The sequence below is a fragment of the Vibrio sp. 10N.286.48.F5 genome (assembly GCF_041469785.1).
GTDB lineage: Bacteria > Pseudomonadota > Gammaproteobacteria > Enterobacterales > Vibrionaceae > Vibrio > Vibrio crassostreae_C.
On record NZ_JBFRLG010000003.1, the window covers coordinates 261,788 to 288,531 of the forward strand.

21 protein-coding genes and 2 tRNA genes are annotated in these 26,744 nt (G+C 44.3%); 12 read left to right on the forward strand and 11 right to left on the reverse strand.

The annotated features are described in order from the left end of the window. Positions 1 to 121: 121 nt before the first annotated feature. The gene (locus tag AB4185_RS02675; protein ID WP_017061180.1) at positions 122 to 751 is read right to left on the reverse strand and encodes a DsbA family protein; all 630 of its coding nucleotides are present in this window, start codon (positions 749 to 751) and stop codon (positions 122 to 124) included. A gap of 98 nt (positions 752 to 849) precedes the next feature. Beyond that, positions 850 to 1,188 carry a Grx4 family monothiol glutaredoxin gene (locus AB4185_RS02680; RefSeq protein WP_004741702.1) on the reverse strand — a complete coding sequence of 113 codons (339 nt, stop codon included), beginning with the start codon at positions 1,186 to 1,188 and terminating at the stop codon, positions 850 to 852. Positions 1,189 to 1,457: 269 nt separating this feature from the next. Here AB4185_RS02680 and sodB point away from each other — a divergent pair, with 269 nt between their 5' ends. From sodB to AB4185_RS02695, 3 genes are all read left to right on the forward strand, one after another. Next, complete coding sequence (gene sodB / locus AB4185_RS02685) at positions 1,458 to 2,042, forward strand: superoxide dismutase [Fe] (RefSeq protein WP_004734050.1); 585 nt, start codon at positions 1,458 to 1,460, stop codon at positions 2,040 to 2,042. 247 nt (positions 2,043 to 2,289) lie between these two features. Further along, the gene (locus AB4185_RS02690; protein WP_372107079.1) at positions 2,290 to 2,793 is read left to right on the forward strand and encodes a VC2046/SO_2500 family protein; all 504 of its coding nucleotides are present in this window, start codon (positions 2,290 to 2,292) and stop codon (positions 2,791 to 2,793) included. Between the two features lie 278 nt (positions 2,794 to 3,071). Beyond that, a complete protein-coding gene (locus AB4185_RS02695; protein WP_372107080.1) occupies positions 3,072 to 3,755 on the forward strand; it encodes an SDR family oxidoreductase in 684 nt (227 codons plus the stop codon). Positions 3,756 to 3,941: 186 nt separating this feature from the next. Here AB4185_RS02695 and adhE read toward each other — a convergent pair whose 3' ends face one another. Further along, the gene (gene adhE, locus AB4185_RS02700; protein WP_372134792.1) at positions 3,942 to 6,647 is read right to left on the reverse strand and encodes a bifunctional acetaldehyde-CoA/alcohol dehydrogenase; all 2,706 of its coding nucleotides are present in this window, start codon (positions 6,645 to 6,647) and stop codon (positions 3,942 to 3,944) included. Positions 6,648 to 7,285: 638 nt separating this feature from the next. Here adhE and AB4185_RS02705 point away from each other — a divergent pair. Both AB4185_RS02705 and AB4185_RS02710 read left to right on the forward strand, forming a co-directional pair. After that, entirely contained in the window at positions 7,286 to 7,924 is a 639-nt protein-coding gene (locus AB4185_RS02705) for a YchE family NAAT transporter (RefSeq protein WP_004734056.1), read from the forward strand. A 149-nt stretch (positions 7,925 to 8,073) separates the two neighbouring features. Continuing rightward, complete coding sequence (locus AB4185_RS02710) at positions 8,074 to 8,916, forward strand: ion transporter (protein WP_029235134.1); 843 nt, start codon at positions 8,074 to 8,076, stop codon at positions 8,914 to 8,916. Positions 8,917 to 9,068: 152 nt separating this feature from the next. On the opposite strand, the gene asd is transcribed toward AB4185_RS02710, so the two are convergent. Beyond that, positions 9,069 to 10,187, reverse strand: coding sequence for an aspartate-semialdehyde dehydrogenase (gene asd, locus AB4185_RS02715; protein ID WP_017629874.1), 1,119 nt, complete (start codon positions 10,185 to 10,187; stop codon positions 9,069 to 9,071). A gap of 500 nt (positions 10,188 to 10,687) precedes the next feature. Here asd and nhaC point away from each other — a divergent pair, with 500 nt between their 5' ends. Then, positions 10,688 to 12,124 carry a Na+/H+ antiporter NhaC gene (gene nhaC / locus AB4185_RS02720; RefSeq protein WP_017063453.1) on the forward strand — a complete coding sequence of 479 codons (1,437 nt, stop codon included), beginning with the start codon at positions 10,688 to 10,690 and terminating at the stop codon, positions 12,122 to 12,124. 104 nt (positions 12,125 to 12,228) lie between these two features. On the opposite strand, the gene AB4185_RS02725 is transcribed toward nhaC, so the two are convergent. The 3 genes from AB4185_RS02725 to yejK form a co-directional block, all read right to left on the reverse strand. Further along, the gene (locus AB4185_RS02725; protein WP_372134794.1) at positions 12,229 to 13,407 is read right to left on the reverse strand and encodes a chemotaxis protein; all 1,179 of its coding nucleotides are present in this window, start codon (positions 13,405 to 13,407) and stop codon (positions 12,229 to 12,231) included. Positions 13,408 to 13,483: 76 nt separating this feature from the next. Next, positions 13,484 to 14,887: an Hpt domain-containing protein gene (locus AB4185_RS02730; protein WP_372134796.1), complete on the reverse strand. Its 1,404-nt coding sequence runs from the start codon at positions 14,885 to 14,887 to the stop codon at positions 13,484 to 13,486. A 105-nt stretch (positions 14,888 to 14,992) separates the two neighbouring features. Beyond that, on the reverse strand, positions 14,993 to 15,997 hold the full coding sequence (gene yejK / locus AB4185_RS02735; protein ID WP_017061190.1) for a nucleoid-associated protein YejK: 1,005 nt from the start codon (positions 15,995 to 15,997) through the stop codon (positions 14,993 to 14,995). A gap of 84 nt (positions 15,998 to 16,081) precedes the next feature. Between yejK and AB4185_RS02740 the strand changes: the two genes are divergently transcribed. The 4 genes from AB4185_RS02740 (at position 16,082) to AB4185_RS02755 (ending at position 18,884) form a co-directional block, all read left to right on the forward strand. Next, complete coding sequence (locus AB4185_RS02740) at positions 16,082 to 16,309, forward strand: YejL family protein (protein ID WP_004734063.1); 228 nt, start codon at positions 16,082 to 16,084, stop codon at positions 16,307 to 16,309. A gap of 28 nt (positions 16,310 to 16,337) precedes the next feature. After that, complete coding sequence (locus tag AB4185_RS02745) at positions 16,338 to 18,146, forward strand: DUF3413 domain-containing protein (RefSeq protein ID WP_017065981.1); 1,809 nt, start codon at positions 16,338 to 16,340, stop codon at positions 18,144 to 18,146. A 138-nt stretch (positions 18,147 to 18,284) separates the two neighbouring features. After that, a tRNA-Ser gene (locus tag AB4185_RS02750) sits at positions 18,285 to 18,375 on the forward strand. A 418-nt stretch (positions 18,376 to 18,793) separates the two neighbouring features. Then, positions 18,794 to 18,884: transfer RNA gene (locus AB4185_RS02755), tRNA-Ser, on the forward strand. Between the two features lie 75 nt (positions 18,885 to 18,959). Here the strand turns inward: AB4185_RS02755 and AB4185_RS02760 are convergent. Together AB4185_RS02760 and AB4185_RS02765 are read right to left on the reverse strand one after the other, a co-directional pair. Beyond that, entirely contained in the window at positions 18,960 to 21,086 is a 2,127-nt protein-coding gene (locus AB4185_RS02760; RefSeq protein WP_372134798.1) for a methyl-accepting chemotaxis protein, read from the reverse strand. A gap of 193 nt (positions 21,087 to 21,279) precedes the next feature. Next, positions 21,280 to 22,200 carry a histone deacetylase gene (locus tag AB4185_RS02765; protein WP_136973525.1) on the reverse strand — a complete coding sequence of 307 codons (921 nt, stop codon included), beginning with the start codon at positions 22,198 to 22,200 and terminating at the stop codon, positions 21,280 to 21,282. 262 nt (positions 22,201 to 22,462) lie between these two features. On the opposite strand from AB4185_RS02765, the gene AB4185_RS02770 reads away from it, so the two are divergent. Both AB4185_RS02770 and AB4185_RS02775 read left to right on the forward strand, forming a co-directional pair. After that, positions 22,463 to 23,149, forward strand: coding sequence for an SDR family oxidoreductase (locus AB4185_RS02770; protein WP_372134800.1), 687 nt, complete (start codon positions 22,463 to 22,465; stop codon positions 23,147 to 23,149). After that, complete coding sequence (locus AB4185_RS02775) at positions 23,127 to 24,158, forward strand: DUF3080 domain-containing protein (RefSeq protein WP_372134802.1); 1,032 nt, start codon at positions 23,127 to 23,129, stop codon at positions 24,156 to 24,158. Before AB4185_RS02770 ends, AB4185_RS02775 begins: the two co-directional genes overlap by 23 nt. Positions 24,159 to 24,176: 18 nt before the next feature. Here the strand turns inward: AB4185_RS02775 and AB4185_RS02780 are convergent, their stop codons facing one another. Both AB4185_RS02780 and AB4185_RS02785 read right to left on the reverse strand, forming a co-directional pair. Beyond that, complete coding sequence (locus AB4185_RS02780; RefSeq protein WP_372134804.1) at positions 24,177 to 26,168, reverse strand: DNA topoisomerase III; 1,992 nt, start codon at positions 26,166 to 26,168, stop codon at positions 24,177 to 24,179. Between the two features lie 466 nt (positions 26,169 to 26,634). Then, positions 26,635 to 26,744 (reverse strand): transposase (locus tag AB4185_RS02785; RefSeq protein WP_136977434.1); only part of this gene is annotated, 110 nt, incomplete at its 5' end.

The window sequence follows — 26,744 nt, forward strand, 5'->3', positions numbered from 1 at the left end:
TGAGATTCATTCTACTCTTCCTTCCGCTCACTCTCATTGAACTAGCGACACCAAACAAAAAAGGCTTACTCTGATGAGTAAGCCTTAGAAATCATTGCGAATACAGATGACTCTCGCTGAATTACGCAGCGGGAGCATTACTCACTAAAATTTCGCGAATAGACTTAAGCGTCGCTTCCGTTGAATGATAATCCAATTCAACTTCACTAAAGATGCCGTTCACTTCAAGCATTAAGGTCGGGTAAGAAAATACACCCATCGCTTCTTTAAAGCCTAGCTGGTCATCTAACTCACTTTCCAATAACTTGCTAGAAAGGTCATTTTCAAACTGTTGAACATTCATACCTAGCTCTTCAGCCAACTGCAAATGTGTGTCTTGGCTATGTGGCAACATCGCACGAAGGTAGTAAGCATGTTGAATCGCTTCAAGCATCGCTTCGTAGTGGTCTTGAAAACCTGCAGCAATCACGGCACGGCACGCAGGGTAAGTACTGCGAACAGGTTGGCACTCTGTCCAAAAATCATGGTTAAACTCAGTACCCAACTTAGCTTCGATCTGCTTCCAAATCGCTTGCAGCTTGCCTTTCATCTCTTCTGACATTGGCTCATCAGAATCCGGGGCCAAACCACCCACTACATAGTTAAACTCAATGCTCGCAGGCAATTGTTGTTTCAATAACTCAAGTGTTGGCTTGTAACCCCAACACCAGCTGCACATTGGATCATGCACATAATGAAGTTTTACGTTCATTGTTCATTCCTTATCGAGTCAATGATTCGATCAATTCAAACAAAAAAGGAGCCTGATTAAGGCCCCTCATTTTAACTATTCAGCGCAAAGGCTAGAACTTATTCAGCGTCATCGCCAGCAACTTTAGCCGCTGCTTCTTTGATGATTGGCTGAAGTTCGCCTTTTTGGAACATCTCAAGAATGATGTCACAACCACCGATTAGCTCACCTTCAACCCAAAGTTGTGGGAAAGTTGGCCACTGTGCGTAAGCAGGAAGCTCTGCACGGATATCAGGGTTTTGTAGGATATCTACGTAAGCAAATTTTTCGCCACATGCCATTAGAGCTTGAGACGCTTGAGAAGAGAAACCACAGCTAGGTAGCTTAGGAGAACCTTTCATGTACAGTAGAATAGTGTTTTCTTCAATTTGCTGTTTGATTTTATCGATAGTTTCCATTGCTTCCTCGTTAATGGATTACGGCTTTTATTGCCTTTATTCTACCCCAAACTAAAAGAATAAAAACCATATAAAAAAAGCGGTTAACAAGCTAAGCTAACAATTCACACAAAAGTAATGAAATAAGCTTTTAATAAAGTAAAAACTTGCTAAACTATATCGCAAGTCAGCAAATTGACCATGGTTGGCAGTATAGCGAGCCATGAATAATAATATCACTGGAAGCAATCGAAAGAGTTAACTCTTTCATATCAATGGAGAATTGAGCAATGGCATTTGAACTACCGGCTCTTCCTTACGCGAAAGACGCGCTAGAACCACACATCTCAGCAGAAACGCTAGATTTCCACCACGGTAAGCACCACAACACTTACGTTGTTAAGCTAAACGGCCTTATCCCAGGTACTGAGTTTGAAGGCAAAACACTAGAAGAGATCGTTAAGACTTCTACTGGTGGTGTTTTCAATAACGCTGCTCAAATCTGGAACCACACGTTCTACTGGCACTGTCTTGCTCCTAAAGCGGGCGGCGAACCAACTGGCGCTGTTGCAGAAGCTATCAACGCTGCATTCGGTTCTTTCGAAGAATTCAAAGCGAAATTCACTGATTCAGCAATCAACAACTTCGGTTCTTCTTGGACTTGGTTAGTTAAGAAAGCTGACGGTTCTCTAGACATCGTTAACACTTCTAACGCTGCTACTCCTCTAACAGAAGAAGGTGTTACTCCACTTCTAACTGTTGACCTATGGGAACACGCTTACTACATCGATTTCCGCAATGTTCGCCCTGACTACATGGCTGCATTCTGGAACCTAGTAAACTGGTCTTTCGTAGAAGAGAACCTAGCTAAGTAATTATTGCTTACGCTGCGCTATTTATAGCGAGTTATCTATTGAAAGCTCATGCCTCGGCGTGAGCTTTTTTGTATCTGTCGTGTTCCACAAAATCTAAACATTTCGTAATAAACCCGCCAATAGCGCTTACTTCTCGAACTATTGATAGCCTTCTTCCCAACCCTACATAAATTCTCTATTTGCCTGTAATTAAACACTAAAGTTTGCCGACTCCATGCCGTTAAAGGTGTATCCAATGAGAGGCGACATGCAAATACATACTTTAGACAAAGCAGGAATCATCAACGAACTGAAGTTCGGCATCGGGATCAGCCAAGCGGTTGAGCAAGGTCGCCGTGCAGATTTCGCGTTGCTGTTATCTATGTTTTCTAATGATGTCCGTGATTGCACGCCAATTGACACCATTGAAATCACAGAGACAAATGAAGATCGCCTGCGCAAACAATTTGGCGTAGCAGAACCTCAACAACTGCGTTCAAACCAGTCTTCATATGAGATTTCAGCTCAGCAATCTAATCATTTTCATCAAGCTAGCCTTGCCAGCGCCAAACTCAGCCATTACTTGAAACCTGAAGCGCTTGCCTTCATGCCTGAAGATACAGCCGACTTACCCGAAGAGGTTTACCAAAACCTTTCTGGTCATGACCGACGCAAACTCGAAAACAAGCATTTACCTGATTTGCCACATGCCACGCTCTACAATGAGCTAACCACCGCGCAACGTCGGTATCAAATTCAAGCTCAAGTATAGCGATCACCTACCTTTCCCTTTTTCGCTGTCTATCCATAGCTCTTCTTCGACTAACTCGCACACTTCAAAGTATTCACACGAATGATATGAACCACTAGCCTTAGGCAACCTAAAAACACCTGATGTCGGTTACCGCTTGAAGTTACTACAAAATGTGACGTGCCACTAAGTTCATAAAAACTTATTAATTGGCACACCTTAGTTTGAACCAATTCACACCCGTTGTATAAATTTTAACCCATCCTTATCCGACATGGACGATTTGTTTAGGTACTGGGATGGAAATAAAAAGCTCAATCATATTGGTGACATCTGCCGGCTCGCGACTGGGGGGGGCGATTGCGAACCACTTTGTTAACCTTGGAGCCACCGTCATCCTTTGTGATAAAGACACGGAAGCACTTAAAGCGACGTATCTACAGTGTGCCCGGTTTTCTGACTCTGTTTACCACTACACGCTCAAAGGCAATGACAGCCAAGCGATTCTCAGCGTATATGATTTTATTCAAACCACCTTCAACACGACACCCGATGTGCTGGTCAATAACTGGATAAGCTCCCCAATGCCTAGCCTAATTGGCGATCAGCCTGTGAGCAGCTTTATTAATGATCTCTCATCGATGGCATCGACCCTGTTCGAGTTTGGGCAAATCAGTGCTGAGAGATTGCGAGAGGAAGATAAGGAAGGCGTGATTGTGAATGTGATATCTCATGATGACTTTCACGATGTGTCTGGCTTAGAGAGCGCAAACTCAATGATCACTGGCTTTACCCATAGTTGGGCGAAAGAGCTGACTCCCTTTGGCATTCGAGTCGGTGGCGTTGTTCCCGCCGTTCATAACTCCGATGGCAAGCTCAACCGATGTCACTGGGCGCAGCTGCAAGACGAGCTGACCAGAACAACCGAATACATTGTCTCGAATGACTACTTCAGTGGGCGAGTTGTCGCGGCAGAGGTTTAACTCCCTATTCCAATTGAACATGACTGGCTCAGCTCATATTAAGTAGCAGAGCTATTGCCTCTCAATCCGTTTTACAAACGAACCAAACATAAAAAAAGCCCCAGTCTCTCGACTGGGGCTTTCATCTTTTCCCGATAGATAAGTATCGTGCTAGCGAAAACTTATCTCAAAACTAATGCTTACTTATTATGCGTTAGCTTTTTCTTTTTTAGCTTTTGGCGCTTTCGCTTCAGCTGGCTTTTGGTCTGCTTTCTTAAGGATAACTGTAGTACCTTCGAAAGTTTCGCCTTCAACGTATGGTTGGCCGAAGTAAGAAGTTGTTAGAACTTCTTTTAGCTCAGTGATTAGAGGGTAACGTGGGTTAGCACCTGTACACTGGTCATCGAACGCTTCAACAGCTAGCTCGTCTAGTTTAGCGATGAAGTCAGACTCGTTAACACCCGCAGATTGGATAGATAGTGGGATGTCTAGGTCAACTTTAAGCTCTTCTAACCAAGTCAGTAGACGTTCAATCTTCTGAGCTGTACGGTCACCAGCTTGGCTTAGGCCTAGGTGGTCAGCAACTTCAGCGTAACGACGACGTGCTTGTGGACGGTCGTACTGAGAGAATGCAGTCTGCTTAGTTGGGTTATCGTTCGCGTTGTAACGTACAACGTTTGAGATAAGTAGTGCGTTAGCAAGACCGTGTGGTAGGTGGAACTCAGCACCAATTTTGTGAGCCATTGAGTGACACACACCTAGGAATGCGTTCGCAAATGCTACACCAGCGATAGTTGCTGCGTTGTGTACTTTCTCACGAGCTATTGGGTCAGCCGCACCATTTTTGTAGCTTGATGGTAGGTATTCTTTAAGCATCTTAAGAGCTTGAAGAGCTTGACCGTCTGAGTACTCGTTCGCTAGAACAGATACGTAAGCTTCAAGAGCGTGAGTTACTGCATCGTAACCACCGAACGCTGTTAGAGACTTAGGCATGTTCATTACTAGGTTCGCATCAACGATAGCCATGTTTGGCGTGATTTCGTAATCAGCTAGTGGGTATTTAGCACCAGTCTTGTCGTCAGTAACAACAGCGAATGGAGTAACCTCTGAACCTGTACCTGAAGTTGTAGTGATACATACAAGCTCAGCTTTTTGACCCATTTTAGGGAACTTGTAGATACGTTTACGGATGTCCATAAAGCGCATTGCTAGTTCTTCGAAGTGAGTTTCTGGGTGCTCGTACATAACCCACATGATCTTAGCAGCATCCATTGGAGAACCGCCACCTAGAGCAAGGATTACGTCAGGTTGGAAGCTCTTCATTGCTTCAGCGCCTTTCTCAACAACAGATAGCGTTGGATCCGCTTCTACGTCGAAGAAAGTTTGAACTTCGATGCCTTGTGCTTTAAGCAAGCTAACTACGTCATCTGCGTAACCGTTGTTGAATAGGAAACGGTCAGTTACTAGGAATGCGCGTTTCTTACCTTCTAGGTCGCTCATTGCGATTGGAAGGCTACCACGACGGAAGTAGATAGACTTAGGTAGTTTGTGCCACAACATGTTTTCAGCTCGCTTCGCTACAGTTTTCTTGTTGATAAGGTGCTTAGGACCTACGTTCTCAGAGATAGAGTTACCACCCCATGAACCACAACCTAGAGTTAGAGAAGGTGCAACGTTGAAGTTGTACAGGTCACCGATACCACCGTGAGTAGTCGGGATGTTGATTAGGATACGAGCAGTCTTCATCTTATCACCGAAGTAACGGATGCGGTCTGCGTTAGTATCTTGGTTAGTGTAAAGACCAGATGTGTGACCGATACCACCGATTTCAACCATAGTTACCGCTTGAGCAACTGCGTCTTCGAAGTCATCTGCGCGGAATAGACCTAGAGTTGGAGATAGTTTCTCGTGAGCGAATTCGTCATCGTAAGAAACTTTACCAAGACCTTCACCTACAAGTACTTTTGTATCAGCAGGAACTTTAACACCCGCCATTTCAGCGATTGCTGGAGCAGGTTGACCTACGATTTTAGCGTTTAGGTTGCCGTCGATAAGCAGAACTTTACGTACTTTATCAGCGTCAGCTTTAGATAGAACGTGAGCTTTGTGAGAAGCGAAACGCTCTTTAACTTCGTCATATACTTCGCTAACTACGATTGCAGCTTGCTCAGAAGCACATACTACGCCGTTATCGAAAGTCTTAGACATAAGGATAGATGCTACAGCACGTTTGATGTCAGCTGTTTCATCGATAACGACAGGAACGTTACCAGCACCAACACCGATAGCAGGCTTACCAGAAGAGTATGCTGCTTTAACCATGCCTGGACCACCAGTAGCAAGGATAAGTGCGATACCGTCGTGCTTCATCAGCGCGTTAGAAAGCTCTACAGATGGTTGGTCGATCCAACCGATGATGTCTCGTGGAGCACCCGCTGCAACAGCTGCGTCTAGAACTAGTTTCGCTGCGTCGTTAGTTGAGTTCTTTGCACGTGGGTGTGGCGAGAAGATGATGCCGTTACGTGTCTTAAGAGAAATTAGAGATTTGAAGATTGCTGTAGAAGTTGGGTTCGTTGTTGGAACGATACCACAGATGATACCTACAGGCTCAGCGATAGTCATTGTGCCTAGGTTGTCATCTTCTTCTAAGATGCCACATGTTTTTTCGTCTTTGTATTTGTTGTAGATAAATTCAGATGCAAAGTGGTTTTTGATAACCTTATCTTCAACAATACCCATTCCAGATTCAGCAACTGCTTGCTGAGCAAGTGGAATACGAGCGTGGTTAGCAGCAAGAGAAGCTGCGCGGAAGATTGCATCTACTTTCTCTTGAGAGAATGTTGCAAACTCTTCTTGTGCTGCTTTAACGCGAGCTACTAGAGCATCAAGTTCCGCTAAGTTAGTTACAGGCATGGTGGATCTCCTAAAATAATAAATATTAAAAACTTTTTATTAAACTCGCTGCTTGCCGTTAACCTTAAACACCAACGTTCTTAGTAAATTGCTTTCAGGGCTGAGTATATTATTTCACTGTGTGAAAAAAATTGACCCAGATCAGTTACCCAAAAAGAATTAACCAGAAAGTAGTAAGGCAATCGAAAAAATGAACTTAAGAGCATGATTTATATAGATTAAACTCACACTTTTCGTTCGCGAAAAAAACAAGCAAACAGACAACTTTTTTCTACATAGCGTAATAAACTGTAAAAAAGTTTCATTTTTAGTCCGTTAAATTACATGTATACAGCTATATTCGTGCTACTGAGAGTATATCCATACCGTTGTACGGGCTAGATTCTGACATAATTTTTATTAATTTCGTGCGTCGGTTAACAGTTACTCAATAATAAATTACAAAATTAAACACTACCAACTAGCTTGCAACAGGCTTAAAACAAAAGTGAGATTCAATTAGTTTTTCTAAAAAGAATCACCCATTTCAAGTTAGTTTTTTTCATTCGCGTAAATCGAGTTTGTCCCTTACATTACGCGCCTAAACTATTCACAGATCAACCCTTCAACCTTAAGTACGCTAACTGGAGATCGCTCTCATGCAAGGCTTAGAACTCGCAATTTTTATGCAATTCTTCCTTGGGCTTGTTGCTGCCGTAAACCCAATCGGCATCATGCCTGTTTTTGTTTCTCTTACTGCTCATATGCCGCCAGAAGAGAGGAACAGGACAGCCTTACAAGCAAACATTGCTGTTGCCGTGATCCTCATTGTCTCTCTTGTTGCGGGGCAAATGCTGCTTGATATGTTTAGTATCTCGCTGGACTCATTCCGTGTTGCAGGTGGTTTACTATTACTGAGCATCGCATTTTCGATGATGAGCGGTAAGCTCGGTGAAGATAAGCAGAACAAACAAGAGAAGTCTGAATACATCAGCAAAGAGCAGATCGGCGTTGTTCCACTTGCTATGCCGCTAATGGCAGGCCCAGGTGCAATCAGCTCGACCATTGTTTATGGTTCTCGCTACCCTGCTGCTATTGATACGGTCGGCATCGGCATTAGCATCATCGCATTCGCAACGTGCTCTTGGCTTTTGTTCCGTTCAGCGCCGGTTATCGTTCGCTTTTTAGGTCAAACGGGTATCAACGTGATCACTCGTATCATGGGTCTGATTCTTGGCGCATTGGGCATCGAGTTCATCGCCAATGGCCTACGTAATCTGTTCCCAGGCTTGGCATAACGTTTAACAACATTTCGGTTGCTCTATAAAGGGCAACAATATTGAAATATAGATGAGGCGAGTAAAGCAATTGGGCTTTCACTCGCCTCGTTATTATGAAGCTTGTATAATGACTGTTAATGCATTTAACAGAAGACGAACCTCTCCTTATGTCACGCAAGCCACTCAAGCATCATTTGTACGTCATTATCTTTGGTACTCACACGCCAGCCGGACGTGCATTTGATATAACTCTGATCGTTGCAATCTTGGCTTCGCTGTTGGTTCTGATCTTAGAATCCATCCCTAATGTGATGACCGAATGGTCACAACAGCTGCGTTATATCGAATACACCTTCACTGCACTCTTCACTCTTGAGTATTTGTTAAGGCTCTATTGCTCCCCAAAGCCAAAATCTTACGCCACCAGTTTTTATGGTGTCGTTGACCTATTGGCGATTCTTCCGACCTACCTAGCAATCATCTTCCCAGGCGCTTCATTTATGGGTGTGGTGAGACTGCTGCGTGTGATGCGTATCTTCCGAATTCTAAAGCTGGTTCGCTACCTGCAAGATTCCAATATTCTGTTGCGCTCACTATTAATGGCACGACGAAAGATACTGATCTTCTTTAGCACCGTCGGCATCTTGGTGGTTATCTTTGGCGCCTTGATCTTTGTTATTGAAGGTCCTGACAATGGCTTCACCAGTATTCCTCACAGTATCTATTGGGCCATCGTGACTATCACTACGGTAGGTTATGGTGACATGGTGCCGCAGACCGCGCTTGGTAAAGCCATAGCATCACTGACCATGCTATTGGGTTACTCTATCTTAGCAGTGCCAACCGGGATCATTACTGCAGAACTCAGTAATGAGATGAACTCGCACAAAGAATTGGTTAAGTGCCCGAACTGTAACCGAGCGGGTCATGATTCAGACGCCATGTATTGCAAGCACTGTGCTAGCGAATTAGCGGATCCAGACAAGCGTGTCGTCACCGACGAGAAATAAAAGCAGACACGAGATTCGAGTAGCGAGATGCGAAGAGATTTAAGGGCAGTTTCGAGGGCCGAATAACGAGGTAGCAATAAACTAAAAAGGGTTGACGTTTGTCGTCAACCCTTTCGGTTTATCAGCTAATAGAATTTAAGCAATCTTGCCTATTACGCTTTCTCAGCAAGGATAATGCGCAGAGTACGACGTAGTGGTTCTGCAGCACCCCAAAGTAGTTGGTCACCAACCGTGAAGGCGTTTAGGAAGTCGTTACCCATCGACATCTTACGCAGACGACCGACAGGTACAGACATTGTGCCTGTTACTTTCGCTGGTGTTAGCTCCTGTGCCGTGATGTCGCGGTCATTAGGAATCACTTTAACCCAATCATTGTGCGTTGCGATGATCTCTTCGATCTCGTCCATTGGCACGTCTTGCTTAAGCTTGATCGTTAGTGCTTGAGCGTGACAACGCATTGCACCGATTCGTACACAAGTACCATCAATTGGGATTGGCTGACCATCTAGACCAAGAATCTTGTTCGCTTCAACACCGGCTTTCCACTCTTCTTTACTCTGACCGTTTTCACGCTTCACATCGATCCAAGGAATCAGTGAGCCTGCAAGCGGAGCACCAAATTGGTCTGTTGGGAATGAAGATGAACGAATCGTATCAGCCACTTTCTTATCGATATCAAGAATTGAGCTTGAAGGGTTTGCTAACTCAGAACTTACGCTGTCGTTGATCACACCCATTTGTGAGATCAGCTCACGCATGTTCTTAGCACCCGCACCAGAAGCTGCTTGGTAAGTCATGGCACTCATCCACTCAACCATGCCTTTCTCGTACAGACCACCTAGAGCCATAAGCATTAAGCTCACAGTACAGTTACCGCCAACGAACGTGTTGGTGCCGCTGTGAATGCCTTGCTGGATTTGAGCCAAGTTAACAGGATCAAGAGTGATGATTGAATCAGCATCCATACGCAGAGTAGATGCTGCATCAATCCAGTAACCTTTCCAACCTGCTTGACGCAGTGCTGGGTATACTTTTGATGTGTAATCGCCGCCTTGACAGGTAATCACAGCATCAAGCTGTTTTAGGCTATCAATATCAAAAGCGTCTTGAAGTAGACCCGCATCTTTACCACCTAAAACAGGGGCAGGAATACCAATCTGAGATGTGCTGTAATAAACAGGCTCAATCAAGTCGAAGTCTTTCTCTTCAACCATACGTTGCATCAGTACAGAACCAACCATACCGCGCCAACCAACTAGACCTACTCTCATCGCTCACTCTCCATGTATAAATTAAAAATTGCTCTCCCCCATCTATAAGTTTTTCAGAAACAGAACTCAAGTGCTTTTTGTCAAAAAGTGTAACTTTTTCGTTTCTTTTAAGTGAACGTAATGAATCGTGCAGTTATCTCTGTATCGACATTCCATCTCCACCTCATTGATTAAGCGTCCATTATCGTCAAATTCAAACATTTACATCGCCAAAGTCGATTCAATCGACGCTCATCACAAACAGTAAATCCCTCTTTTAAACCAAGGTTAATCAGAGTTTTATTTTACAAAACGAAAACAACGTGCGACAGATTTCAACATGTAACAATCATGAATGTAACAAAAATTTAGATTATGAAACCACAATTGATTGAGTTAACAGTCAAATATCACAACTTGGGCGTATTTTTTCGATATAATAAACTAATTACTGTAGTGTCCGTTTTGCACCACACACTATAACGAAGCACTATAAATGCTCGAAATCACAAGAGGCTTTTATGAAGCAGAGTAAAACTCGCCTACCGAACCTATTGCAGGTATTCATCGCGTTAGGACTATTTCTATCCCTTGCTTTTTCCTTTACTGCAAAGCTTGACCTTCCAATTCAACTTGCCTTGTATATTGGCTGGTTCATTATCATGGTTCTTGGTATTCGTCTTGGACACCAATACAAAGACTTAGAAAAAGCAGCACTCAAAGGAATATCCAATGGCTTAGGCGCGGTTTTAATACTTTTAGCCGTTGGCGCTCTTGTTGGTACTTGGATCTCAGGCGGGATCGTACCTACTATCATTTACTATGGTCTGAAAGCTATCCACCCTTCTATCTTCCTTTTAGCGACCATGATCATCTGTTCTCTAACTGCATTGGCGACCGGTACTTCTTGGGGTGCTGCGGGTACAGCAGGTATCGCGATGATGGGTATCGGCCAAGGCCTAGGTGTTCCAGCACCGATTACTGCAGGTGCCGTGCTGTCAGGCTGTTACTTCGGTGACAAGATGTCTCCTCTTTCTGATTCAGTGATTCTGGCTTCTTCAATGTCTGGTGTTGAAGTGGTTGAACACATCAAGGGCATGCTTCCAGTTGCGTTAATCAGCTACGTGATTACAGGCATCATGTTTACTGCGTTTGGTTTCCACTACGCGGGCAACGTTGACATGAGCCAAGTAGACTCTGTCATCAAAGCGATGGAAGTTCAGTTCTACATCACGCCTTACTCATTCGTTCCGGTACTTATCGTGCTTGGTCTGTTGGCTTTCCGTATGCCTTCATTCCCGGTCATCAGTTTTGGTTCTCTGCTGGGTATTATCTGGGCAGTCATGATCCAAGATATCGACTTCCTAACGGCATTCAACACTGCTTGGGCACCGTTCTCAATCTCATCTGGCGTAGAGTTTATTGATTCGATTCTTAACCGTGGCGGCATGTCTTCAATGCTAGGTTCAGTTGCGGTTATCGTATTTGGTCTAGGTTTCGGTGGCTTACTGGATAAAGTGGGCGTACTAGAGACAATCGCTAAGGTGTTTGAGCGCCGCGTAAACAGCGCAGGCTCACTAGCGACGAGCACAATTGGTACGGCCTTCATGGGTAACGTGTTCGGTTCTGCAATGTACGTATCGTTAATCCTTACGCCAAAAATCTGTGCGAAAAACTACGACCGTTTAGGCTACAAGCGTAAGAACCTATCTCGTAATGCTGAGTTTGGTGGCACGCTAACGTCGGGTATGGTTCCCTGGAGTGATAACGGTATCTACATGGCGAGTATTCTTGGTGTTGCGACGCTGTCTTACGCACCCTTCATGTGGTTAAGCTTCATCTGTATCATCGTGACTATCGTGACATCTTACATGGGTTGGTTCGTTGATAAGTGTGAACCAACAGCACCAGCGTTTGAAGCTGAAGAAGCGACCGAGTTAAGCAAGCAACAAGCTTAAGTTCAGGAGCTAACGCTTTCGAACGTAACTCAAAACGTTAATGGATAAATGCAAAAAGAGCGCCCTAGAGCGCTCTTTTTTGATCTGCTGATTTACTTATTTATCTATTTATTGGCGGTTCGTTTACCCAACCAGTAACCGATGCCTAACGGTGCAAAGAACACTACTAAGATAAACAGGATGAAGTAGATAATCACACCTTTGATTAACTCCATTAGCTTATCAATCGCCAGTACCACCACCTCTTGAGAGACGCGATCAAGGTCTTGCGTGAACAGTTCTCTTTCTGAAGTCACAATGCCGGCAATCTCGATGCGCTCTTTCGCAATCATCTCTACTAGAGCTTCTCTCTCACGTGTCACCATTTTTTCTAATGCCACACGTTCATCACTCAGCATCGCTAATTTTTGGTCGGTTTTATCACTGAGGTCGTTGAGCAATGGTTGCATTTCTGTCGACATAATAGAAGCCAGTGTTTGCATGTACTCCGGGTTGTTCTCAATGAAGTCTTGCATGCTTGCTGATGTTTGACGAAGGCTTTCCAGCGTCATCGATAGGTCTTCACCCGTTAGCGAGCTATTCAATGCAACCAGCTCCGCCTTCCACGACATCAGTTTCGGTGTCTGGTCAGCCATAAGGCTTAAACGATCAGATGCGTCACTCATGGCTTCTGGCATGGTGCCTAAGCTCTGAACGATTTGCGATTCGTCTTTACCAAGGTAACTTAGCCATTCACGGTAAGCTGGTGTGCTTCTGAATGTGAGGTCTTTAAATGGGTGGCTAGCAGCAAACTGAGCAACGAACGCTTTGCTTTTTTTGAAATCACTGGAGTTCAATACACCCTTTGCCAATTTATCTGCTTCTTGGTCAAGAAAACGAGCAGCCTCTACCGCATCATCCGTCGCGAATAGGTCCGCGCCATCGCCTTGGCTATAAAACTGATTCATTTGGGCAGTGAAAACCCACGAGTCAATTAACGCAGACATTGGGGAAGTTTGGTAAGCCGCTTGTTGTAATCCCTGCTCTGCATGGATCTTCCAAAGCAACACATAAGATTGATGTAAAGTGTCATCAGCAGGATAAAATTGCGCGATTAAATCAGCCGAGTCTTCTACTCGTGTAAAAAACATCTTGGCGTATTCACGCGTCATGAGCCGAGCATTTAACTCTTTTTGAGTGAGAGGCGTCGTTTGACTATCTAACTTAACTTCTAAGAGAGAACAACCACTTAGCACAATGCTAAGCACCAACACCATCCAACTTCGACTCGAAACTCGTAACATATAAACCTCTGAAAAAGACTAAGGGCGCGGATTGTATGAGCGCTTCGTCAGAGTATTGTCAAAAACCCTGTAAAAGTTAACGCTGACTGTCTAAATATTCATGAGCAGAATCCACAGAGGCTTTTATAGCCTGCTCTAGTTCAGCTAAATCATGTTCACTGATCGCTCTGGACTGCTTCATTGTCATTTCAATGGTTGCGGCAATGATGGCTAACCGAGACGCTTTAATACTGCCAGCCACGCCTTTTAAGCTATGTACAATGCGAGCCGCGGAGGTTTCATCTTTGGTCAACAAAGACTTAAACTTCTCGTAGTCACCTGCGTGGTCTTGTACAAACACACCAAGCAAGAGTTCGACAGACTCAGCATCACCATCGAGCGTTTCTAACATGTCTTCGATATCAATCGCAGGCTTTGAATCTGTGACACTGGCAACGTGTTTCTCTACTACTGGCGCCTGTTCAGGGACTTGCTGAATAGAGTATTGCGGTACAACGGGTTGGCTTGTAACGTTAACGCTCTGCGGAGGTTGAGAGTAGGAAGACTGGCGCGTTGGCCTGTTCTCGGATACATAAGCGTCACTATCTGCTTGTTTCACTGCTGAGGAAACAACATCGCTATAAGAAGCGTCTTCCTTACTTGAATTAATTTCTAGTTCAGAGCTGAGTTCTTGGTCTGCTTCTTTCATCGTTTTTGTGGACCTAACGCCCCAAAACACTATCCCGCTCATCGCCACCAAGCTTAAGCCTAGCATCACCAACAATAGGTTGAATTGACGATCATGGAACTCAGCTTCGAGTTTTATGATCTGTTCATTTACTGAGTTTTTCTTAATCTTATCAACCAAATAGTTAAGCTGAGCGTAATCACTCAACAATGCTGACGCATCAGCCAGTAGTTGTTGGAGTGCATCTTGTTCTTCGTTTTCTAAGGAATAAGATTTTTCTAGAATGGAATCAAAGGCGCGATAAGTCGCTGACGAACTTTGATTTTCAGAATACATGGCTTCAAATACCACAACACCGAATTCGTTGAGGAGCGGTTTTAGCTGAGGGGAAAGCTCTTTATCAGCACGCAAGATCTTAATGTTATCAACGATGTCTTGAACTTGGCTTTCTATTGGAATGAACTCATCGAACTTTTCTAGGAACTGATCAGCTACGTACAACAGTTGGTTGACATCAGGACGAAACAAGGCGTGTTGGAAATCAGATTCAATCTGCAGTCGGATCGAATAAACCAACTGAGCATCGAGTGCGAGATCATTGATACGAGAGACTCGAAGCGGTTCTGAGAAATAAAGCGATTGCCTCAATTCGTTGACTCGAATACCGAGCTCTTCGATTTGAGCTAGAGAATTGGTGTAGGAACGGCTTAGATTAAGAAGAGCCAATGAAGGAAGTAACCACAGAGCCAAGAGCACAACCAAAAAGGTGGCTGGTTTTTTAAAGCGTTTGGGCTTTGCTACTGATTGTTCCATCTATATTCCTTGTGCGTGTTAACTTGAAGCCATGACCGTAGCTAAAAGATTAAGCACAAAATAAGCGACAACGTCCTGCTGCCGCTTTTATCCGTTAACTTCGGACTATGACTTATTGCGAGTCAGTTGGTCACGTAAGTTCGGTGGAGTGCCTTTAATCGTTAGCGTGTCTGTCTCCGGATCGTAAAAGATACGTTCGCCTAGAAGCAGACTATCAAAACTAACATTCAAACCGCCACCAGCACCAACAAATTTTGTTAGTTTACGCATAGTTGCGCGATCGGCTGGGAAGCTGTCTTCTAACTCGTAGCCTTGCTCACTAGTATAGTCAAAGAAGCTTGTGCCATCAGTGCTTGCTGGCAACTCACCAGAAAGTTCACGAACTTGTACTTCATCGCCCGCTTTAAGCTGCTCGTTACAGTAATCCGCAACCTGCTTTTTGTAGCTGATCGCTTCTTCTTTCTCTAATTTAGAGTCAGAAACGAAGTCTTCTACCGCTTGCATCAGTACTTGGTTCTGCTGTTTCGCATCCAAACCAACTTCAGCTTGTAAGAAATCTAAGAAGAAATCCGCGACTTTACGGCCAACACGTCCTTTAATGTAAGTTAAGTAACGGTTTGATTCTTTATCAGTCTCATAAGTTGAAAGGTCTAGACGAGCCGCGATATCCATTTTTGAGATATCAAGGTAGTCAGTCGCACTAATATCAAGCCCTTCAGTTACCTTTAGGCTTTGGTTTGAAGGCAATAAACCAATGAAAAGGTAATCTGTTGCAAGTGACTGATATTCAGCCATTACCAAGATACCTTCGTCAGCGAATGGGTACTTTGATAGTTCGTCTTTTAGACGTTGCGCACTCTTTTGAGAAAAATCGTAAAAGTTTGTCTCACCAGCACGAAGTTGATGCAACCACTGCTGGAATTCGCTGTCAGATTTGAAAGAACCAAACCCTTTGCCTGCTTTTGAATTAAAAACACGGTGAAGTTCAGCAACTAGGCTTTCAGATGAAGCATCGTTTTCTAGAGATTCAGCACGATAGTTAACAATCAGCTCATCCTGATCGTTCTTGCTCAGCTGGTGTAAAATTACGTTGGAAAGGTGAAGGCTCATAGTGAAAATATTACCGTTCAGGTTTCAGTTGTCGTGCATAGTAGGTTATCATAAGCCGCTTTTACTATCATTATTAGAGTCCTTATGCCGATTATATCTAAATACACAGATGATCAAGTTGAAAAAATCCTAGCTGAAGTAGGTGCTGTACTAACTAAGCACAAAGCTTCGCCAGAACTTTCACTGATGATCGCTGGAAATATCGCAACCAATGTCTTAAATCAGAATGTTGCTGCTTCACAACGCAAAGGAATTGCTGAAAAATTTGCCGAGGCTTTAATTTCTTCTCTTGAAGATAAAAAGTCTCACTAAATTTGATTGACGGATAAAAGAATTATAAATGGTAGACAGCGCAAACTCATATAGCGATCGTGTATCTCGACTGGTTGGTTGGGGTCACTGGTTTGCATTTTTCAACATCATTGCTGCGATGTTGATTGGTACTCGTTATATTACTCAATCTGCTTGGCCAGAAACCTTGCTAGGCCAATTCTATTTGGCTGCATCGTGGGTTGGTCATTTTGGCTTTTTAGTGTTCGCGCTCTATCTATTAGTGCTGTTCCCGCTCACTTTTATTCTTCCGTCGAGGAAGTTATTACGTTTGGTTGCCGTTATCTTCGCGACCATAGGTTTAACTGTCCTACTGATTGATACCCAAACGTATCAAAATATAAACCTCCACCTGACGCCTGTCGTGTGGGAGGTTTTATTCAGTGGAGAGGAATCTGCATTCACGTCTGATTTGCAGCACCTCTTCATTGTTATGCCGCTTATCTTCTTGCTGCAACTCGGTCTATCTGAGTGGGTTTGGCGTAAGCAGCGTAAACTGTCTCATAAACACATTGGCCGTCCGATTACTGCCGTCTTCTTCTTGTGTTTCATCAGCAGCCACTTGACCTACATGTGGGCTGATGCGTACTTCTATAACCCAATTACTAGCCAGAAAGCGAACTTCCCACTGTCTTACCCTATGACAGCGAAAAGCTTTATGGAAAAACATGGCCTATTAGACCGTGAAGAGTACCTTGAGCGTTTAGAAGCGAACAAAGAGAATGTAAACCTAGTTAGCTACCCGCTAGAAAAAATTCAATACAACCGCCGCAGTGATGATCTTAATATCCTGATGGTGAGTGTGAACAACCTTCGCTCTGACGCACTTAATGCGACGGCGATGCCAAACAGCTATGCCTACGCGCAACAGTCGATCAACTTCACCAACCACTACAGTTCAAGTAACGATATGTTCGGTATTTTTGGCTTGTTCTACGGCCTACCGAGCAGCTACGCAAGCAGCATTGAAGCTCAGGGGTCAAGCGCAGTATTGCTCGATGTTTTAGAGAATCACGATTACAAGTTCGCTGCTTTCAGTGGCGACAACTTTAGCGATGCACTTTACTCGGATATTATCTTCCGAGGCCGTGATGTGATGCCAGAGCAAGCAACTTATGATGACCAGAGTGCCATAAAAGCTTGGTCTAACTGGATTCAATCACCGCAAGCTAAACGCCCTTGGTTTAACTTTATTGAATTAACCACACTGGATAACTTCGCCAGCTACGATTCAAGTTCAGAGTCGGACTCTACGCTAACGACAGCAGAGCGTTTTGCAGCAGACTATCAAAAGTCGGCGACAGCGGCCGATGCTCAGCTAGCAACTATCTACGCTGAACTGGAACGCTTAGAGCTTGCCGATAACACGGTGGTTATCATTACCTCTAACCACGGTACTGAGTTTAACGAAACCAAAACCAACAGCTGGGGTGCAAACTCCAACTACAGTCGTTATCAGTTACAAGTACCACTGTTTATCAGCTGGCCTGGCAAGTCTGCTTCTGAATACACCCACCGTTCTAGTCATCTAGACGTGTCAGTAACACTGATGCAAGAGCTATTGGGTGTATCTTCGAACCCAACAGATTTCAGTAGTGGTCGCAGCCTGTTTAATGAACGTAACAGAAAGTGGATTCTCGCGGGCGACTCTCGTGAACTTGCTCTTGTTACTGACCAGCAAACAACGGTGTTGGATAAATTTGGTAACTACAAATTGTACGACCAAAATTACAAGCGCCTGAAAAACGTAAGCCCTCGCTTACCTGTGTTGATGCAAGGCCTGACAGAGCTACAGCGTTTCTACACAAAAAATGACTAAATAATCAGCAAACAGCAAAGGGAAGCCAATGGCTTCCCTTTTTTATTGCCGTGAATGATTAGAAAACAAGCAACAAAACAAAATTATGAAAATTAAGGGTTTACAAGATCCTCCACCCCTTATATTATTCACGCCACTGGAGGGATGGCTGAGTGGTCGAAAGCACCGGTCTTGAAAACCGGCAACCGTTAATAGCGGTTCTAGGGTTCAAATCCCTATCCCTCCACCACTTTAAAGAAAGCCGCTGAGAAATCAGCGGCTTTTTTGTATCTGAAGCTTTTTAAAATATAAAGCTCATCTAACAAAACTCTCTACAGTCCCAGTTTCAAACCCATTCACTTTATACCTAGTTTTAAATTCCGATCTCACCGTTCTAAACTAAAAGTTCATGCGCCTAAGCCACTCCCCTCATAACTTTACCTGCAAGCCAATTAGATACTTTCTTTTTTAATAGCACAGAAACACTTCACGTATAACAAAAGTTGGGAATACTTAGCTTATTGAATATTAGATTTTGTCGGCTTCTTAATAAACCGAACAATAAATAATCATTCAGAACAAAAATACCAAAAAGCGTTCATAAAAAAAGCAGTCAGTTAATAAGGGTATTTACAAGCGAAAGCCACCCTTATATTATACGCGCCACTGGAGGGATGGCTGAGTGGTCGAAAGCACCGGTCTTGAAAACCGGCAACCGTTAATAGCGGTTCTAGGGTTCAAATCCCTATCCCTCCACCACATTAAAGAAAGCCGCTGAGAAATCAGCGGCTTTTTTGTATCTGGCGTTTGCGTAAAGAACTTACGTATTTTCCACTACGCCACCTTTCGGCTCACTTCAAAACGCCCAATCAATTGGTCTAAACGGCTCAATGCATTGCCCATCAAGGACACTCGACGTGCGAGTTGCTTAGTAGACAGTTGTAAGTCAGATATTGAACGTTGGGCTTTATCTGCCGTTTGTCCATTTTTCTGACTGTTTTCATCTAAGTTAGACATCGTGGTAAAGAGGTCACTCACCGCTGATTGAATTTGCTCACTGCGAGCATTTGAGTCGACTGTTAAGTTTCCTTTACTCACATTCTCGACACCTCGCTCCATGGACTCAACAGCACTGCGAGACTTACTATGCAGCTCTTTCATTAGGTCACTAATATGGTTAGCAGCTTGTGAAGTTCGGTCAGCCAGAGTTCTTACTTCAGAAGCGACGACAGAGAACCCTCTCCCGTGTTCACCTGCTCTTGCCGACTCAATGGCCGCATTCAAGGCCAAAAGGTTAGTCTGCGCGGTAATGTCAGTAATGATATCTATAATATCAGACACCTTAGTCATTTCATTATTCACCTCATTCACGCTATGCGCCGCGCTTTCTACGATATTGCGAACAATCTCCATGCCTTCGACGGACTGATTGTACTCCTTCTCTGCGCTCAGGACGGCTTGTTTCATCACCGTGTCCATTTGCGTTGCTGAGACACTCGCATGAGTAATTTCGCTCTGTTGATACTGACTCAACTGAAGCATATTGCTTAACGCTTGTGATGCATCATCACTGGTTTGCTTCATCACGACACTGCGACGAAACATCGATTCCGAAACCTCTCTAACTTCGTGACTCGCATGGATCAACTCACTCACCGTGTTATCTAAATTGTCGATAAAACTGTTAGTCCAGCGCCCTAAGTTGCCAAGTTCATTATGACTGAATGTGGTGGGATCAAGTCTCCGACTTAAGTTGCCATCACCTTCGGCTAAGGTCTGCATTACCCCGGTCATTTCATGAATCTTCTTCGCTAGTGGTTTGGCGCTAACTAAACGGAATAAGCCCAATGAAAGCAACGCGCAAGCGAACATAATGCCACTCTGCATAAAAGGTGTGAGTGTATAAAGGTTGGCAAACAGTAATGGAACAAATAGAGGCAGTAGCATGCAGCTGATAAAGTGCTTAGATAAGGTATAACTTAGACTTCGGTCTCTGTAGACCTCTTCTAAATCGGACTCACACATCATGCCAAAGGTATCTGGTGAACCATCCAATTGAAAAGTGATACCTTTGCCAATAACGGGTATGTGGCGATAGTCAGAATACCCCGGATAACCAATAAACAAGTTATTGCCATTTTTAATGGTTTCTCTTACGCCTGGGTGAAGCTGATTAGTGGCTGGGTCTGTAAAGCGAATCTCAAATTCGGTGTGGTGCTGGATCTTAACCGTTCCCCAATCAGTATGAATCCCTTGCTTTAAGTTCTCGCCGTGTGAAAAGGTATTATCTTCAAAGCGAGAACGAGAGAGCGCAACACCCGGCTGAGTATTAGGATCATGAATGGAGTCGACCATAAAGATATAGTTATCACCCGACTCGCTATAAATATGCCCCGCTTCTCTTTGAATAATGTCACCAATAACATCATTTGGAACACGACCACATAGGAATTGCGGCGCCCCTTCATCCCGAGAAAAGGGGACATAAAACATCAGCGTTACTTGGTCATGAAACGATGAACTCGAAGCCCCTACGTTCAACGTGCGCTGATCCATATACGGCCCATGCAGATAACGCTTTGAAGCCCCTTCAACTAAAGCCTTCTTGTCTCCAAGGTTAACCCCTACATGCTCATGATAACTCGATGCTTGTGCTATCCCCTTAGCATCGACGATCGCCAACTCAGAAAAATCCGTACTGCGTTTAAGAAGGCTAGATAACGTCCCCTGTGCTTGCTCTTCCGTTCGACTTGCCAAATAAACAGCAGAGTCTTCTAAAAAGTCCCATTGATTCTTGACCCAGTTATGCAGAAGTTGAACTCGCGTGTGAGCAATACTTTCAAAAGCTTGTTCAAGCTCCTCCGTCCTACTTCGATTGAGGAAACAAGCTCTGCGCATAGCCAGTTTTCCTGTTGCGCCAAACCAATTAAGCCAACTACGTTCCTTGTCCGTCAGGTTCATTTTTATCCCTTGTGTTTTTATAGACACATGGGTCAAGCAATTTACAGACCGCAATTAACCACACAAATACGTAACTAATTAATAAAAAAGTACTTTATATGAGTCACAATGATGCAAGCGTGTCTTTTATGGTGCAAAAGGCGCTTATTTCACACCATCATTTCAATGAACTATCAGCCGCTAATTTGAGAGGTTAACCGTGAACATGATAGGCCGCTTTTAACAGCTGCATGTGAATCGGCACCAGATCTTGGTGTTTAGTGCGGTACCCGCCACCGACTACGCAAGCCATCGGAATAGACTCTGATTTCGCTAATTCAATCATGAAACAGTCGCGCTCAAATATCCCTTGTGTCGAGACATTCAAATAACCCAGTTCATCGTCTTGATGAATATCTATCCCCGCATCATAAATAATCAGATCAGGTTGATGGTGAGCAATCGCTAACTTAGTGACTTGTTCAAAACAACGTAGGAACTCTTCATCTTCTGTTTCACGACTTAATGGCACATCTAAATCGGATAGCGGCTTTCGTGCAGGGAAGTTTTTATCGCAGTGGAACGACAGAGTAATGATGTCGTCGTTGTCTTGGCAAAGAGTTGCTGTGCCATCACCATGATGAACGTCGCTATCAACGATCAGCACTTTATCGATATGTTCAAAGGTCAGCGCGTGTTTTGCCGCTAAAACCAAATCGTTCAACAAACAAAAGCCACTTCCAAAATCATGATGCGCATGATGATAACCACCACTCAAATGAATCGCTAAACCAGTCTCTATTGCCATTTCAGCGGCCAAGCAGGTTCCACCACTTGAGTAGAGTGTTCTTTCGATAAGTTGCTCGCTCCACGGGAAACCGATACGTCTCATCTTTGCTGCAGGTAACTTACCAGACACGAGCAAATCAACATATTCGCTATCATGTACCTGTTTTACTTGCTCAACCGAAACCGGCGTTGGTTGGCACACTTCAAACTTGCACTTCCATCGAGGTTCGCTATTCATCAGCGCCTCAACAGCACTATGCAACAACTGATATTTGTTGATTGGGTAGCGATGACCTTCTGGTAAAGGTAACTGTGAATAGATTGGGTGGTAAATTAAAGGAATCATAATCAGGCTAATTGCGTATCTTTCTCAAAATCATAACAGCCTCAAACTTGGCGACAACCTTAATTAATGATAATGGTTATCATTGTTATTAATTATAAAGTAGAGACCATAATGAAAAACGTAATACTCATCTTTGGGGTGATCTGCGGCTCAGCGGCAGCAGTAATGATTTTTGTAGGAATGCTAATGACCAGTTGGTGGAGCGTTGATTTTCTCGTGTTAAGCCATCAAACTTAACTAATTGAACTGAAAAGGAATCACCATGAGCGTTATTTTTATTACTGGAGCGAACCGCGGCATTGGCTTAAGCCTGACTCGACAATACTTGGAAAGTAATCACAAGGTGTACGCGACTTATCGTGATGACAATTCAGCAAAAGAACTGCTCTCACTCACAGACCACAACACCAACCTTACCTGTATTCAATTAGAGATAACCGATTACCAAGCAGTAAGCCAACTCCCTTCGCAAATAGAGTCGATTGATATCTTGATCAACAACGCTGGCTACTATGGCCCTAAAGGCTATGGGCTAGGTAATACCGATGTCGAAGAGTGGCGTCGTGTATTCGAAGTCAACACCATCGCTCCACTAAAGCTTGTCGAAACGCTATTGCCTTTACTCAAAGACAGCGATATCAAAAAGGTCGCTTGTTTATCCTCTAGAGTCGGCAGTATGTCAGAGAACACCTCAGGCGGCGGTTACATCTATCGCTCCTCTAAAGCCGCTCTAAACTCCGTGGTGAAGAGCCTAAGCAACGACTTAACCGATGATGGCTTTACGGTGTTAGCACTGCATCCAGGTTGGGTGCAGACTGAAATGGGTGGCCCTAATGCTCTGATCGACACCGACACTTCAGCTTCCGGCCTGATTGAAGTCATCGAGTCAGCGAATACCGAAGTGAGTGGTCACTTCTTCAATTTCGATGGCAGCGAAATTGACTGGTAATCCACAGATGAATGCAGGGCATCTCTCAAACCTAGTTAAGCACTCAACGCTGTTTTGTCTAACAGTGATGCTAGCTGGCTGTTTCAGTGATGGCCCCGGCGACTTGTTCGACGACTATCAAACAAAGATAGCCAGAGTACAAGATGCTGACGAGATAATAGAGGAATGGGAATTTGAAAGCCTACCGAGAAAACGAGAACTGCTGCTTGACGTGCCCTCGCTTTCTATCGGTCTCATCGACAGTTACCAGCTTCGTCAGTGTGGATTGTTCAATCTGATTGCAGAAAGAAATTCGGTTCTGGGCAAGGTCGCGGATGAGTTTCGTAATTACGATTATCAAGTCGCGCTACTTGAAGGCGTGGGCAAATGTTTATCCAGTAATGAATTAGACCCAGAGATCGTAGAATTACTAAGAGAAATTGAGCAACAGAAACTCGCACAGTTTCCACTGCATCAATGGAATCTCATCTATGCCAGCGATGCTATGCAGTCACAAATGCGTGGTAGTCGGTGGTTACACGCTGATATCGGCGATCAGGTACGACAAACCAGTGGCGCCTTAGAACATCTCAACCAAGCGTTAAACGCGCCGCTCGTTTCCGGCAAAACCACTGAGGTACAAGAAGTATTAGAGAAGAGTTCGACCCTTGGGGATTTGTATTACTCACTCGCTCGTGCATCGGTTGAGCTTGATACCATCACCAAGCAACTCACTACTTTCGATGACAGTATAATCTGTGGTAAACAACGAGACACCACTAAGTTTCGTTATCTCAACAATGTGTTCGAGCAGCAATATATAGGCAAAGTTCAGCCCTACATGGCGCAGCTGGATGGCTACTATCAGCAGTTAGCCCCGCAACTAGGGATGTTTGACGCGCAACCTGAACTGCACAATTATTACTTTCCCATTCAAGATGCACATCAGGCCTTTCGATCATCAACTCGTCGCCACGTGGACTATTGGCAGCAGCTGTTTAAGCGCTGCGGACGAAAGGTCGGGCGCTAATCCTAACCTCAATAAGTCTTAGCTTTTAGTGCCCTTCTTAGCGTAAGTCCCTTTTTTAGCATACGTACCTTTGTTAGCAGAAGACTTCGCACCACCGCCTTTGCGACGTTTAAAAGCCGGTCTTTCGACTTTAGGAAGATGACGCAGAGACTCAGGAACTTCGCCTGTTTTTACCTTGCCCATCAAACCATCAATCTTGCTTTCTAGCGCTTGCATGAAAGGTTGATACGCTTGATTTCGTTCAGCCATGCCTTGCAACTGATGCTCCCAGTGAGCTGTCATGTCGGGAAAGGTCGAGTCCTCAGGTAAAGCATGAATCAAACCTCTGCCCGCAGGGCTACTATGAATGCTCTTACCTTGGCGCGTTAGCAGTTGCCTTTTGAATAGAGTATCTAAAATGCCCGCACGGGTTGCTTCTGTGCCAAGGCCGTCGGTCTCTTTCAAAATGGCTTTAAGGTCTTTGTTCGCGACAAAGCGCGCGATACCTGTCATCGCTTGTAGCAAGGTCGCTTCCGTGAAGTGTTTTGGCGGCTCGGTTTTCTTATCGCCAATCACACCTTCACGACACGTCAACACAGAACCTTTATCTAGCGGTGGAACCGCATCAGTTCCATCCCCCTTCTCTTCGGTATCTGTTTTACCCATCAACGCCTTCCAACCAGGGTTAATAAGCTGACGCCCTTTCGCAATGAACACGCCACCAGCAATATCAAAGACTAACTTGGCATCGGCAAAAATAGCAGGTGGGTAGAATTGCATTAGATACTGACGAGCGATTTGCTGATAGATCTTCATCTCATTGGCAGATAGGCCGTTCACCGATGACTTTTTCGGAGTAGGAATTATCGCGTGGTGAGCGTCGACCTTGCTGTCGTTCCATGCTTTGGATTTAAGAGAAAGGTCCGCACCTTGAGCACCACTTTGCAGCTCTTTCGCATTGTTAGCGATAGCATCCACGACCGACTCTCGTTGTGAGTAGTGATCTTTAGGCAGGTAGCGGCTATCAGAACGCGGGTAAGTGATGAGTTTGTGTTTCTCGTACAACGACTGACACGTATCTAACACCTGCTGAGCACTCATACCAAAACGTTTAGACGCATCAATCTGCAAAGCTGACAGCGAGTAAGGCAGTGGCGCAGCTTGTTTACTTTGCTTTTGCTCTGATTCCGTCACGGTTGCAGGTTGACTCGCAATTCGGTTAGCCACGTTCTCAACCAGCTTTCGATTGAGCACTCGGCCTTCTTCATCTTGCCATGGTTTACATGCTTCGCTTGGTTTCCAACGCGCTCGAATATCAAAGCTCTGGCCGTTGTTTTGATAAGGGATCAAAGCGTGCAGAGTGAAGTAATCTTTAGGAATGAAATTCTCGATTTCTTCATCACGTCTTACAACCAAACCAAGTACTGGCGTTTGCACTCGCCCTACCGACAACACGCCTTGGTAACCCGCCTTTTGACCAAGCAAGGTGTAAGCTCGGGTCATGTTCATGCCATACAGCCAATCGGCTCTAGAGCGTGCTAAAGCAGAAATAGACAATGGAATAAAGTCTCGGTTACTGCGCATTTGAGAGAGCGCACGCTTCACGGCTGGTAAGTTCAAATCGCTGATCAGCAGCCTGTCCATCGACTCTTTCTTGGCCTTGGATACCTTGCAGTAGTCGATCACTTCATCGACTAGCAGTTGCCCTTCTCTATCTGGGTCTCCCGCATGGACAATTTGTGTGGCGTCCTTCAATAGCTTTCGGATCACCGTGAGCTGTTTGCTTGAAGTCTTACGCGGTCTTAGCTGCCATTGCTCCGGCACGATAGGAAGATCGGCTAAATTCCACTTCTTATAACGGTCGTCATAAGCATCCGGCTCAACCTGCTCCAATAAGTGTCCAATACACCAAGTCACCACATCTCCATTACCACATTTGATAAACCCTTGGTCTTTCTTTTGTGGATTAGGGAGTGCGGCGGCAATCGCGCGGCCGAGGCTTGGTTTTTCAGCAATAATAAGGCGAGACATGTTTTTCCAGATGCTACAAACAATTAGGGCCACATTATCTAATGTGGCCCTAATAAATCAAGAAAAACTGGTTGTTTATACAGTTAGCATTCAAAAAACTACTGACTACTAAATATGCGCGACTAAAACATGCCTGATACAAGCTTTCGTAACTAGCTGCCTTGTTTTGTATCTCCCAATAACTACGCGGCCACTGCCTGCAATGGCTCTAGAAAAAGCAACGATTTTGACACTATATAATTGGTTTTGTTTATTTTTTCCTAAAGAGAGAACTAACGTAATAATAATGAATTGATCTTAGTCAGCTTGGGGCTTTTATTGACCTAAATCAATACTCAAAGTTGGTGGTTCTCGTTTAATTGGGCACAATATGTTGTATTAGAAGTGCAAGTTAAGGCTATATGTAGTCTAAGGACAAATCGAATTTAGGGAGGTAGCATGACTTATTCTAAGCAATAAAAAAGGTTCATCGCGGCTTTCCGGGGAAAGCCGCTTTTATCTTCAAGAAGAAGTAGTCGGTATCTCGATACCCATACCCCATTCGCTTGATTAGCTTTATCTTGTTGTTTATCCCTT